Source organism: Klebsiella sp. HMSC25G12 (assembly GCF_001807705.1).
Classification (GTDB): domain Bacteria; phylum Pseudomonadota; class Gammaproteobacteria; order Enterobacterales; family Enterobacteriaceae; genus Klebsiella; species Klebsiella variicola.
Genome location: NZ_KV789908.1, coordinates 119274 through 132238, shown reverse-complemented (window position 1 = coordinate 132238; position 12965 = coordinate 119274). Strand labels below are relative to the sequence as shown.

The following is a 12965-nucleotide window of genomic DNA, read 5'->3' as shown; positions in this document are numbered from 1 at the left end:
GGGCCCGACGGGCAACGATCGCGGTAACGCCTGGTCGTGATGCAGACGCAGGCCTGCTGCGCTATGCAGGTCTTGTGCCAGAATTTAATTTGTTGATTTACATGTGAAAATTAAAATGGTGCGATGACGGGAACGTGACCTCGTCACTAATGACGATGACGCAGAGCGCCGACGTCAGACGCTCTGCGGGGGTAAACGTGGCTAGGCGAGAGGGCGGCACCGGTCGAAGTGCGATTCGCTCAGGCCGACGTCGCGCGCGGCGGCGCAGATAGCCTGCCAGCTGCCGGCATCCAGCGGGATCCCCTGCGCCAGCCGCGCTTCGCGGTTGGCAGCCTCCCATTCGCCGGGCGCCAGCACCGGGGCATCGGCATCGTGCGGCGACTGTTTACACCATGCGATAAAGGCCTCCGTCTGCGCCTGGCTGTCCGGGGCATCGAACGCGTCCGGGCGCAGGATCACCGTGGTCATGCAGTTAAAGATGGCGTCAACGCTGGTCTGCAGGCTCTCCTGATGGGTGGTTTGCCCCCCGGAGAGCGCGCCGCCGAGCACTTCGCACAGCGTCGCCAGGGCATAGCCTTTGTGCTGGGCGAAGGTGAGCAGGGCGCCCAGCGGCGAAGTCTGCATCACCGCCGGGTCGGTGGTGGGGAGCCCTTTGGCGTCGATCAGGCAGCCGGGGGCCACGGCTTCGCCTTTATGCCAGGCGACGCGGGTTTTACCAAAGGCGATGGCGCTGGTGGCGTAGTCCAGCAGCAGCGGCGGATGGCCCTCGCGGGGGAACACCACGCACAGCGGGTTAGTGCCGAAGCGGCTGTCCTTCCCGCGGAACGGGGCGACCATCGGGTCGCCAATCACGCTGACGAAGTGAATGGAGATCAGCCCGGCGGCGGCGCACTGCTCGGCCCAGTAGCCGATGCGCCCGACGTGATGCGCATTGCGCAGGGCGATTGCCGCCATACCATGCTGCTTCGCCTTTTCAATGCCTAACTGCATCGCTTCGTGGGCGACCACCTGGCCGAAGCCGGCGTTGCCGTCGAGGGTGACCACGGCGCCGGCGTCTTTGGTCACCGTGGCGTGGCGGTTGAGCTGCAGAAAACCACCGGCGTGGGATTTCACGTAGCTTGGGATCATCCCGACGCCGTGGGAGTCATGCCCGGCAAGATTGGCGGCGATCAGATGGTCTGCGACGAGGGTGGCTTCCCCTGGGGTACTGCCGAGATGGGTAAACAGTGAGACGACAAACTGATGCAGATCCGTCGCCAGAAAGCGGTGTCCTGTAGGCACTGATTCTCTCCTGTAGTCTGTTGTTATTTTGTTATGTTTGCCGTTTTATGCTGCGCCGCCCGGCGCAGAAGGTCAAGGGCGGGGGCTTCCGGCGGAACGTCACTGCGTCTGAGTCAGGCGACAGGCGATAAAAAACGGGGCCGGGATCGCGTTTTAATTAACGCCATAAACACCACATTTTTAAATTCTGCCAGTGTCACAAAAGCCAGAAAAAAGCCATCCCCGGCGTTGCAAGGGGAGCTGATACCACTATATGTTAAATTTGTGTTTATTAATTGATGATTAAAGGTTGGTATCATGTATAAGAAAATAAGTGGTTTAGTGGTTTCACTGACGGCCGTTTTCGCCTGTGCCGCCTGGGCGGAGGTGCCTGCGGGCTATCCCGCGGATTATCAAAAAACGGTGGATGCCGCCGTAAAAGAGGGCAAGGTGGTTATCTATTCCACCACCGATACCAAAGCGGCCGGGCCGTTAATTAAAGGATTTGAAGCGCAATATCCGGGCGTTAAAGTCGAATATAACGACATGAACAGCACCGAGCTGTATAACCGCTATATCAGCGAGCAGGCCGCCGGGGGCGGCAGCGGGGACGTGGTGTGGAGCTCGTCGATGGATACCGCGCTGAAATTAGCTACCGAATACGCGGAACAATATGCCTCGCCGGAGGTGAAGCAATTACCCGACTGGGCGGTCTGGCAGCAGAAAGCCTATGGCACCACCTACGAGCCGGTGGTGTTTATCTATAACAAACGGCTGATCCCGCAGAATGAGGTTCCGGATTCGCATACCGCGCTGGCAAAACTGATCGCCAGCCAGGCCGATAAATTTAAAGGCAAAGTCACCACCTACGATATCGAAAAATCGGGCCTCGGCTTTATGCTGGCGGTGCAGGACAGCCAGGCCGACGCGAACTATTTTGCCGACCTGGCGAATATCGCTAAAGGCGGTCTGACAGTGCAGTCTTCCACCGGCACGATGATGGAGCGCGTCTCCTCTGGCGAAAACCTGATCGGCTATAACATTCTTGGTTCCTATGCCGAAGCACGGGCGAAAAACGATCCCTCTTTAGGCATCGCCTATCCGAAAGATTACGTGCTGGTGCTCTCCCGCGTCTCGTTTATTAGCCAGGAGAGCGAACATCCCAATGCAGCGAAATTGTGGCTGGATTATGTCTTGTCGGAAAAAGGCCAGCAGATCCTCGCCAGCCAGGCGGATATTCCCTCTATTCGTCGCGATATTGAAGGTAAAAATGATATCGATGGTATGACCGCGCTGTTGGGCAAAGCGTTAAAACCGATCCCGGTCAACGAAACGCTGCTCGATTATTTACAGCCGCAAAAACGTCTGCAGTTTATTAAACAATGGCGCAGCGCCGCCGCGAAATAATCCTCCTTCGGGGCATCGCCGATGCCCCTTATTCACACCCGGCGGGTTTTTTCTCCTGACCAAAGGGATGAACCATGAATGTATTACGCAGAAAGTGGCAGGGGCTGCCGCGCGGCGTGGTGGTGTGCATCACGGCGCTGGTGATTTACGTCCCGTTGTTATTTATTGTGGTGCAGAGTTTTCTCTCCGCGCCATTCTTTTCCCGCTCCAAATCCTGGAGTCTGGAAGCGTTTGCCTTTATTTTTACCGACCCGGATTTTTATCTGGCGTTAAGGTCAGGCTTTATTCTGGCCTTTGGCCTGGTGATTATTGCCATTCCGCTGGGCGGTATTTTGGCGTTTCTGATGGTGCGCACCGATTTACCCGGCCGGCGGATCATTGAGCCGCTGATCCTGGTGCCGATCTTCGTCTCGCCGATGGTGCTGGGCTTTGGCTACGTGGTGGCCGCCGGGCCGGTAGGCTTCTTTTCCCAGTGGGCGCAGCAGCTGATCGGCTTTGTGCCGTGGAATATCTACTCGATGTTCAGCATTGTGGTCATCGCCGGCTTAACCCACGTTCCGCACGCCTATCTTTATATCTCTTCGGCGCTGCGCAGCGTCGGTTCCGACGTGGAAGAGGCGGCGCGCACCGTCGGCGCTACCCCGCTGCAGGTGATGACCTCGGTGAGTCTGCCGATGGTGCGGCCATCCATCCTTTACGCCTGCGTGCTGCTCTTCTTCCTCGGTCTGGAGGTTTTCGGTCTGATGCTGGTGCTGGGCGACCCTGAGGGCAACATGGTGCTGGCGACCTATCTCTATAAGCTGACCAACAAGCTCGGCACCCCCTCCTACCATCTGATGGCGGCGGTGGCGGTGGTGCTGATCTGCATCACCATCCCGCTGGTGATGCTCCAGCGGCGGCTGATGCGCACCGCCAACCGTTTTGTCACCATGAAGGGCAAGGCGTCGCAGGCGCGGGCGCTGCCGCTGGGCAAATGGCGCTGGGTGGCCGGGGCGGTAGTGGTGGCCTGGCTGACGGTGACCATCGGCGTGCCGCTGCTCGGCGTGGCGCTGCGCGCTTTTATCTCCAACTGGGGCGTCGGGGTGTCGCTGTGGGATGAGCTGTCGCTGACGACGTTCCACAATATCTGGCAGCAGCCCAACCTGCTGCGGGCGATCGTCAACTCGATGGCTATCGGCATCGTCGGCGGCGCGCTGGCGGTGATCTGCTATCTGTTTGTCGGTATCGCCATGCACCGCAAAGCGGACAACGTCACCCGCTTTCTTGACTACAGCGTGCTGGTCCCGCGCGCGGTCCCGGGGCTGCTGGCCGGGCTGGCCTTTCTGTGGGTGTTCCTGTTTGTGCCGATGTGGCTCGATCAGTCGCTGAAGCACGGCTGGCTCTCGGCGCTGCCGGTGGCCGACTGGCTGCGGGAGCACCTTATCGTGCAGTTGCGCGCGCTGCGCAACACCATCTTCAGCGTCTGGCTGGCCTACACCGTGGTATGGATGGCTTACGGCCTGCGGCTCATCTCTTCGACGCTGCTGCAGGTGGGCCCGGAGCTGGAGGAGGCGGCGCGCAGCACCGGCGCTTCCCGGGGGCAGATCACCCGCCACGTGACTGTCCCGCTGTCGCGCTATGGGCTGATTGGCTCCTGGCTGCTGATGTTCCTTATCTTTGAGCGTGAGTATTCCACCGGCGTCTATCTGCTGTCGCCGGGTACCGAAACCATCGGCTCGATGCTGGTGTCGCTGTGGGCGGCGGGGGCCATCGATATCGTCGCGGCGCTCTCCTTTATCAATATTCTGCTGGTGGTGATTGGCCTTGGTATCGCCCTGCGCTTTGGAGTGAAATTACATGATTGAGTTATCGGTAGAAAATCTGCATCTCACCTATGGCGACAACCCGGTGCTGAAGGGGGTGTCCATGACGCTTGGCCGGGGAGAGGTGGTGTCGCTGCTGGGGCCGTCGGGAAGCGGCAAAACCACGCTGCTGCGGGCGGTGGCCGGGCTGGAAAAACCGACGAGCGGACGGATCGCCATCGGCAACCGTACGGTGTACGACGGCACGCCGCGCAGCGAGATCCCGGCCGAAGAGCGTAACCTGGGCCTGGTCTTCCAGTCCTATGCCCTGTGGCCGCACAAAACGGTGTTCGACAACGTGGCCTATCCGCTGAAGCTGCGTAAAGTCGCCGCCGGGGAGATAAAAGAGCGGGTGCAGCGCGTACTGGATCAGCTGGGGCTGGGGCACCTCGGCAACCGCCATCCGCACCAGCTCTCCGGTGGCCAGCAGCAGCGGGTGGCCATCGGCCGGGCGCTGGTCTACAACCCGCCGGTGATCCTGCTGGATGAACCGCTCTCCAACCTTGATGCCAAACTGCGCGAAGAGGCGCGGGTGTTTCTGCGCGAGCTGATCATCAAGCTGGGCCTGTCGGCGCTGATGGTCACCCACGATCAGAATGAAGCAATGGCCATCTCCGATCGTATTCTGCTGCTGAACAATGGCGTCATTGAGCAGCAGGGGACGCCGCAGGAGATGTACGGCAGCCCGGCGACGCTGTTCGCCGCCGAGTTTATGGGCAGCAATAACCGTCTGCACGGTAAGGTGACGGCGCTGGAAAACGGTCGTGCGAGGGTTGAAGGCGCCAGCTGGACGCTGTGGGGTCGAGCGGGCGAGGGGGTCAGCGTTGGCCAGCCGGCGACGGCGGTGATCCGCGTCGAGCGCCTGCGTCTCGACGGCGCAGCGCAGGATAATAGCCTCCAGCTCCCGCTGCTGACCAGCATGTACCTCGGCGACCGCTGGGAGTACCTGTTCCGTACCGAAGGCGACGACTTTCCGCTGCGCGCCTACGGAACGGCGCTGCGCGATGCCGAACACTGCCATCTGACGCTCCCGGCGGAGGATGTGTGGATTTTTCCGCAGCGGTAACTACGCGAAGCCACGGAAGGCAAGCATCAGTACGTCGCGCTACGTTCTGGGTATGACAAAAGCGTTTTGCGCCTGGCTGCGGGGCGGGCAGGCCAGTAGGGTATATCGGTCCTGGTCAGCAGCAAGTCGACGGTGGTGATATGGGGACATACTTTTTCGTTTGATAAATGTTGATGCTGATGCGGAAACCCTGCGGAGTGCAATTATCGTAAATCTGGCGTTTTAATACGCCGCTAAACACAATATGCTGGTGTCTTCCCCACATGCGTGGGGGTGTTTCTTCAGCATCATCTAGCAGGCGCATATACGTGACGTCTTCCCCACATGCGTGGGGGTGTTTCTGTTAAGCATGGTTTTGTCAGAGTATATGGACTGTCTTCCCCACGTGTGTGGGGGTGTGTCTAAAAAAGAAAAACTCTCCGCTTCCCTGTTCGGGTCTTCCCCACACGTGTGGGGCCTGTTTTCGTTTGATAAGGAAATTAAAATGAAAAGAGCCGAATTAGACGTTGTGGTTTTAGGTGAGGATTTACCGAATGAAGGGCTGGTAAAAGGAACGCTTGGTACGATTGTGATGGTTTTTAATACGCCAACAACTGGCTATCTGGTCGAGTTTTGCGACGAGAAAGGAAAAACAATCGCAATGCCAGTTTTATTCCCCGCCCAGCTAAAGCGCTATTTCACGATTGGTAACCTGAAGTCGCTGATGGTGGAAGGTAATTATCCCGTAGCCGACCCTGTAGACCCAGATGTCATGGCAGATTTAATGCACAAAGTCGCGCCTGTTGAATGGGAGGACAAGAAAAGAAGGGTCTATGAGGATATTCAACGACTATTGATTAGTCGGCCGGACTACGCGGATATGTTCAATATTATGGATGGAGGTGAGTACAATGGCATGACATTGTACAGCCTGGTGCAGGCAGAGAACGGTGAACCTGCATGGTCGAATATCTTTGTTCGAAACTTTGATACGCGTATTAACGAAATCTATGTCGATCCGAACCTCAATGACAAAGTAGTGATTGGTGAAGAGGGCATGTCCGTGATTGTCTACAGCTTCACAGATGACCGTTTCGAAATCCGCGATAAAGTCTCCTCGGATTATGTCATTGAGTCACATACCAACTTCACCGGACTGTTGTCCGCCCTTATTGAGCCGGTCAGCTGAATCCGAGACATCCATACCTTCAGCGTTTCCCACGGACGTGGGAATTTTTTTCCGCTCGGCTTACCCCGCCAGATGGCACACGGCTTCAATATTGTGCCCGTCTGGCGCAATCACAAAGGCGGCGTAGTAACTGGCGTGGTAGTTTGGCCGTAACCCCGGCGCGCCGTTGTCCTTTCCTCCGGCGGCCAGCGCCGCCTGCCAGAAGGCATCGACCTGCTCGCGGCTGTCGGCGCGAAAGGCAATGTGCAGCGGCGCCGGTTTTTCCGTACTTTGATAGAGGCATAGAGAGACATCGCCGCTGCCAGCCAGCTCTGCGCCGTAGCTCGGCTCGCCTTCGCCAACCAGCGTTACGCCAAGCGGGGCCAGGGCCTGTAAAAAGAACGTTTTGCTGGCGGCATAGTCGCTAGCGCCGAATTTCACATGATCGAACATATCTTCTCTTCTCCTGTGGATGGGGATCGCCAGCTGAACGCGTTAGCCGGGAAATAGATGCAAAATAGTTAACAACGGTTATTAACTTTTTTAACAGCTCAAAATGTTTAATTATTCCTAATACGAGTATTTACAGACGTTTAATCTGCCATGTACCATAAACAAAAAATAACATTTGTGATACAAGTCACTCTTTTATGGCGCATGGGTAAGCTCAGCGCGGTGTGAATGCCGCTGGTTTACCGCCTCAAGGTTATGGCAGCACCCTTCTCACGATGACATTCCGGTGAATTTCTCTCCGATTTCCCGCGTTTCGTTGAGAATCGTCTACTATCCAAACGATAACCCTATAAATGATATCGCCTCTGGCGATGTTTTATCCGACTTGCCGGGCCGGGCCAGACGCTAAGCGGTTTGAAAGCGCAATGGTATCGGTTCCAGCACGACATTCACTGGGTTTGTCTGCGACAAAAACAGTAATTTTCAATGACAGGAATGTGATGATGTCGAGCGAGAAAACCAACAATTCCAGGCGTGATTTCCTGGTGAAATCGATGGCGCTGATCCCGACGGTGGTGATCGGCGGCGCGGGAGCAGGGGCCATTGGCGTGGCCACCAGCGCGACCGCGCAGGCGGCCCCCGCGTCTGAGCCTGCTTCCGGGAACACGGCGGCGGCCAGCGACTGGAAGCCGCAGTTCTTCAACGATCGTGAGTGGGCGTTTATCAACGCCGCCGTCGCTCGCTTAATCCCGGCGGATGAACTCGGTCCCGGCGCCAAAGAGGCCGGCGTCCCGGAGTTTATCGACCGCCAGCTCAATACCCCCTACGCCACCGGCTCCATCTGGTATATGCAGGGGCCCTTCAACCCCGACGTGCCGAAAGAGATGGGTTATCAGCTGCCGCTGGTGCCTAAACAGATCTATAACCTCGGGATCGCTGATGCCGAGGCGTGGTGCCAGGACAAATATCATAAAACCTTCGCTGAACTGAGCAGCGAGCAGCAGGACGAGGCGCTCGGCCTGTGGGAATCCGGCAAAGCCGAGTTCAAACAGCTGCCGGCCTCGCTGTTCTTCACCTATCTGCTACAGAACACCCGCGAAGGGTTCTTCAGCGACCCCATCCATGGCGGCAATAAAGGCATGGTCGGCTGGACGCTGATTAATTTTCCCGGCGCGCGCGCCGACTTTATGGACTGGGTTGAACGGGGCGAACGCTACCCCTTCCCGCCGGTATCAATTAATGGGGAGAGGGCGTAATTATGGCCACCGTATTGAAAAAAACCGATGTCGCGATCGTCGGCTTCGGCTGGGTTGGGGCAATCATGGCCAAAGAGCTGACCGAAGCCGGGCTCAACGTCGTCGCGCTGGAGCGCGGCCCGATGCGCGACACCTGGCCGGATGGCGCCTATCCGCAGGTGATTGACGAGCTGACCTACAACATCCGCCGCAAGCTGTTCCAGGATCTGTCGAAAAGCACTGTCACCATCCGGCATAACACCAGCCAGCAGGCGGTGCCGTATCGCCAGCTGGCGGCCTTCCTGCCGGGTACCGGCGTGGGCGGTGCCGGGCTGCACTGGTCCGGCGTCCATTTCCGCGTCGATCCCATCGAACTGCGGATGCGCAGCCACTATGAAGAACGCTACGGCAAAAACTTCATTCCCCAGGATATGATCATCCAGGATTTCGGTGTCACCTACGACGAGCTGGAACCCTTCTTCGATAAAGCGGAAAAAGTGTTCGGCACCTCCGGGACCGCCTGGTCGATCAAAGGCAAGGTCGTCGGCAAAGGCCGCGGCGGCAACGCCTTCGCCCCGGACCGCTCAGACGACTTCCCGCTGCCGGCGCAGAAAAACACCTGGTCGGCGCAGCTGTTTGAAAAAGCGGCGCTGGAAGTGGGGTATCACCCCTATAACCTGCCGTCGGCCAACACTTCCGACTCCTATACCAACCCCTACGGCGCGCAGATGGGCCCGTGTAACTTCTGCGGTTTCTGCAGCGGCTACGCCTGCTACATGTACTCCAAAGCCTCGCCGAACGTGAACATCCTGCCGGCGCTGCGCCAGGAAAAACGCTTTGAGCTGCGGACCAACGCCAACGTGCTGAAGGTCAACCTGACCGACGACAAATCCCGCGCCACCGGCGTGACCTACGTCGACGGCCAGGGGCGCGAAATGGAACAGCCGGCGGACCTGGTGATTATCGGCGCCTTCCAGTTCCACAACGTGCACCTGATGCTGCTCTCCGGGATCGGCAAACCGTACAATCCGGAGACCGGCGAAGGGGTGGTGGGGCGTAACTTCGCCTATCAGAACATGACCACCATCAAGGCCATTTTCGACAAAGACACCTATACCAACCCGTTTATCGGCGCGGGCGGCAACGGCGTCGGGGTCGACGACTTCAACGCCGACAACTTCGACCACGGCGCGGCGGGCTTTGTGGGCGGTTCGCCATTCTGGGTCAACCAGGCCGGGACCAAGCCCATCTCCGGTTTCCCGGTACCGCCGGGCACCCCGGCGTGGGGCAGCAAGTGGAAAGCGGCGGTTGCCGATACCTACACCCATCACCTGTCGATGGATGCCCACGGCGCGCACCAGTCCTATCGGCAGAACTACCTCGATCTTGATCCGAACTACAAAAACGTCTTCGGCCAGCCGCTGCTGCGCATGACCTTCGACTGGCAGGAAAACGACATCAAGATGGCGCAGTTTATGTTCGATAAGATGGCGCCGATCGCCAAAGCGATGAAGCCGAAATATATCCTCGGCAGCCCGAAAAACGCCAACAGCCACTTTGATACCACCACCTACCAGACCACCCATATGAACGGCGGGGCGGTAATGGGGGAAGATCCGAAAACCAGCGCCGTGAACCGTTATCTGCAAAGCTGGGACGTGCATAACGTCTTCGTCATCGGCGCCTCCGCGTTCCCGCAGGGGCTGGGCTACAACCCAACCGGCACGGTGGCCGCGCTGGCCTACTGGTCAGCGAAGGCGATCCGTGAGCAGTATCTGAAAAATCCGGGTCCCCTGGTGCAGGCATAAAGGAAGGCAGATGATGAAAATGCAATGGTTATCGGCCCTGGTGCTTGGGGCATTGAGCTGCGCGGCTTTTGCCGAAGAGGCGCCTGCGGACAGCAATCTGATTAAGCAGGGGGAGTATCTGGCGCGGGCGGGGGACTGTGTCGCCTGCCACACCAACGGCAAAACGGGGAAACCTTTCGCCGGCGGTCTGCCGATGGAGACGCCGATCGGCACCATCTACTCCACCAATATCACGCCGGATAAAGAACACGGCATCGGCGGGTACACCTTCGAAGAGTTCGACGACGCGGTGCGCAAGGGCGTGCGGAAAGACGGTTCCACGCTCTATCCGGCGATGCCGTATCCCTCGTTCGCGCGGATCAGTGAAGCGGACATGCGCGCCATGTACGCCTACTTTATGCATGGCGTGGAACCGGTAAATGCCGCCAACAAGGACACCGACATCCCGTGGCCGCTGTCGATGCGCTGGCCGCTGGCGTTCTGGCGCGGCATCTTCGCCCCGACGCCGAGCGACTTTGTCGCCAACCCGCAGGTTGACCCGGTGCTGGAGCGCGGCCGCTATCTGGTGGAAGGCCTGGGCCACTGCGGCGCCTGCCATACCCCGCGCAGTCTGACGATGCAGGAAAAAGCGCTCAGCGAAAGCGAAGGCGATGATTACCTGGCGGGCAGCAATGCGCCGATTGACGGCTGGGTCGCCTCCAGCCTGCGCGGCGAAAACCGCGACGGTCTGGGGACCTGGAGCGAGGCTGAGCTGGCCGAGTTCCTGAAAACCGGACGCAACGATAAATCGGTGGTCTTCGGCGGCATGAGCGATGTGGTGGAGCACAGTCTGCAGTATCTTTCTGATGACGACATCACCGCCATCGCCCGCTATCTGAAGTCGCTCCCGCCGCGCGGCGGCAAACAGACCCCAGCCCCGGTGGAAGACAGCGTGGCGAAAGATCTGTGGAAGGGTAACGACAGTAAAACCGGCGCCGCGCTGTACGTTGATAACTGCGCCGCCTGCCACCGCACCGACGGCGCGGGCTATAAACGCGCCTTCCCGTCGCTGAAGGGCAACCCGGTGGTACAGACCGAAGATGCCACTTCGCTTATCCATATCGTTCTGACCGGGAGCACCACGCCGGCGGTGAAAGATGCGGTCTCCAACCTGACCATGCCGTCGTTCGGCTGGCGTCTGGACGACCAGCAGGTGGCGGATGTGGTCAACTTCATCCGCACCAGTTGGGGCAACAATGCGCCGGCGGTCAGCGCCAGCGATGTGGCGAAGGTGCGTAAGGAGACCGCAGCGCACGATGAGAAGGCGTTAGGCAACGCCGATATCTCGAAGCTGCCGGGGGCCGGACAGTAATCGTCAGGGTTGCGTCGCCCACGCTGCGCAACCCATACTTAGCCAGGACGTAAAATACTGTCTGAATCAAGGAGTTTGCCTTCATGCTGCATGCAGAGCGACTGACCTGCATCGTTGACGATCGACCGCTATTTGCGGCGCTGACGCTGTCCCTCGCTGCCGGCGAGCTGCTGCAGGTCGCCGGTGATAACGGCGCGGGGAAAACCTCGCTGCTGCGGATCCTTTGCGGCCTGGCGCGCCCGGAAAGCGGGGTGGTGAGCTGGCAGGGGCAGCCGCTGGCGAAGGTCCGGGAGTCATTTCATCGTCAGTTGCTGTGGCTGGGCCATAAACCCGGCGTCAACGCGGCGCTGACCGCCGATGAAAACCTGCGTTTCTTCTTTCCATCCAGCCGCCTTCAGCAGCGGGAAAGCGCCCTCGCCGCCGTCGGCCTGGCGGGCTATGAAGACCTCCCCTTGAGCCAGCTCTCCGCCGGGCAGCAGCGGCGGGTGGCGCTGACCCGCCCGTGGTTAACCGACGCGCCGCTGTGGATCCTCGATGAGCCGTTCACCGCGCTCGACGCCACGGCGATGGAAACCCTGACCCGCCGCCTGGAGCAGCACGCCCGGCAGGGGGGAAGCGCGATCCTCACGACTCATCAGCCGCTGCGGCCGCTGCGCTGTCCGTTGCGCACCCTGCGCCTCGGCGGCGACGCGGGAGGCGGGCAATGATGCGAGCGCTGTTGGCCCGGGAACTGCGCCTGGCCTGGCGCAGCGGGGCGGAGATCCTCAATCCGCTCTGGTTCTTTCTGATCGTCATCACCCTGTTTCCGTTCGGCGTCGGCGCCGCGCCACAGCTGCTGGCGCAGATTGCGCCGGGCGTGGTGTGGGTCGCCGCGCTGCTGGCGGCGCTGCTGGTGATGGATCGGTTGTTTCGCGACGACTGGCAGGACGGTTCCCTGGAGCAACTGATGCTCCTGCCGACGCCGCTGGTGGCGGTTGTGCTGGTGAAGGTGGTTGCCCACTGGATGATGAGCGGCCTGCCGCTGCTGATCGTCTCGCCGCTGGCGGCGCTGCTGCTGGGGATGAGTCTGCACGATGCCGGCGTGCTGGCGCTGACCTTGCTGCTCGGCACCCCGACGCTCAGTTTTCTCGGCGCGGTGGGGGTTGGCCTGACGGTCGGGCTGAAGCGCGGCGGCGTCCTGCTGAGCCTGCTGGTGCTGCCGCTGGCGGTGCCGCTGCTGATTTTCGCCACCGCGGCCTGCCAGGCGGCGGCCGCTGGGCTCCCGGTCAGCGGCTATCTGGCGATGCTGGCGGCGTTTTTAACCGCCAGCGCCACCCTGTGTCCGTTCGCCACCGCCGCCGCGCTGCGGCTGACCGTGCAATAATTCGCTGCGCCTGCGGGCGCGGCCATCATAACCG

General features: G+C 59.8%; 11 protein-coding genes. 9 read left to right on the top strand and 2 right to left on the bottom strand.

Annotated elements, in window-relative coordinates; genetic code table 11:
- Nucleotides 1-201 precede the first annotated feature (201 nt).
- On the bottom strand, nucleotides 202-1281 hold the full coding sequence (locus HMPREF3096_RS19250) for a malate/lactate/ureidoglycolate dehydrogenase (RefSeq protein ID WP_023297792.1): 1080 nt from the start codon (nucleotides 1279-1281) through the stop codon (nucleotides 202-204).
- A gap of 297 nt (nucleotides 1282-1578) precedes the next feature.
- Between HMPREF3096_RS19250 and HMPREF3096_RS19245 the strand changes: the two genes are divergently transcribed.
- From HMPREF3096_RS19245 to HMPREF3096_RS19230, 4 genes are all read left to right on the top strand, one after another.
- The gene (locus HMPREF3096_RS19245; protein WP_012541442.1) at nucleotides 1579-2667 is read left to right on the top strand and encodes an ABC transporter substrate-binding protein; all 1089 of its coding nucleotides are present in this window, start codon (nucleotides 1579-1581) and stop codon (nucleotides 2665-2667) included.
- A gap of 74 nt (nucleotides 2668-2741) precedes the next feature.
- Nucleotides 2742-4511 (top strand): ABC transporter permease, encoded by a 1770-nt coding sequence (locus HMPREF3096_RS19240; RefSeq protein WP_023297791.1) that lies wholly within the window; start codon nucleotides 2742-2744, stop codon nucleotides 4509-4511.
- Complete coding sequence (locus HMPREF3096_RS19235; RefSeq protein ID WP_008804521.1) at nucleotides 4504-5574, top strand: ABC transporter ATP-binding protein; 1071 nt, start codon at nucleotides 4504-4506, stop codon at nucleotides 5572-5574. The genes HMPREF3096_RS19240 and HMPREF3096_RS19235 overlap by 8 nt, the downstream gene beginning before the upstream one ends.
- 484 nt (nucleotides 5575-6058) lie before the next feature.
- The gene (locus HMPREF3096_RS19230; protein ID WP_048330391.1) at nucleotides 6059-6742 is read left to right on the top strand and encodes a YrhA family protein; all 684 of its coding nucleotides are present in this window, start codon (nucleotides 6059-6061) and stop codon (nucleotides 6740-6742) included.
- 60 nt (nucleotides 6743-6802) lie between these two features.
- On the opposite strand, the gene HMPREF3096_RS19225 is transcribed toward HMPREF3096_RS19230, so the two are convergent.
- Nucleotides 6803-7174, bottom strand: coding sequence for a VOC family protein (locus tag HMPREF3096_RS19225; RefSeq protein ID WP_046881198.1), 372 nt, complete (start codon nucleotides 7172-7174; stop codon nucleotides 6803-6805).
- A 500-nt stretch (nucleotides 7175-7674) separates the two neighbouring features.
- Here HMPREF3096_RS19225 and HMPREF3096_RS19220 point away from each other — a divergent pair, with 500 nt between their 5' ends.
- From HMPREF3096_RS19220 to ccmB, 5 genes are all read left to right on the top strand, one after another.
- Nucleotides 7675-8430, top strand: coding sequence for a gluconate 2-dehydrogenase subunit 3 family protein (locus HMPREF3096_RS19220; protein WP_004175724.1), 756 nt, complete (start codon nucleotides 7675-7677; stop codon nucleotides 8428-8430).
- A 2-nt stretch (nucleotides 8431-8432) separates the two neighbouring features.
- Nucleotides 8433-10217, top strand: a complete 1785-nt coding sequence (locus tag HMPREF3096_RS19215; protein ID WP_002908285.1) for a GMC family oxidoreductase — start codon at nucleotides 8433-8435, stop codon at nucleotides 10215-10217.
- Nucleotides 10218-10227: 10 nt separating this feature from the next.
- Nucleotides 10228-11568: a c-type cytochrome gene (locus HMPREF3096_RS19210; protein ID WP_016161257.1), complete on the top strand. Its 1341-nt coding sequence runs from the start codon at nucleotides 10228-10230 to the stop codon at nucleotides 11566-11568.
- An 83-nt stretch (nucleotides 11569-11651) separates the two neighbouring features.
- A complete protein-coding gene (ccmA, locus tag HMPREF3096_RS19205) occupies nucleotides 11652-12275 on the top strand; it encodes a cytochrome c biogenesis heme-transporting ATPase CcmA (RefSeq protein ID WP_070544547.1) in 624 nt (207 codons plus the stop codon).
- Nucleotides 12272-12931 (top strand): heme exporter protein CcmB, encoded by a 660-nt coding sequence (gene ccmB / locus HMPREF3096_RS19200; RefSeq protein ID WP_012967964.1) that lies wholly within the window; start codon nucleotides 12272-12274, stop codon nucleotides 12929-12931. The genes ccmA and ccmB overlap by 4 nt, the downstream gene beginning before the upstream one ends.
- Nucleotides 12932-12965 lie beyond the last annotated feature (34 nt).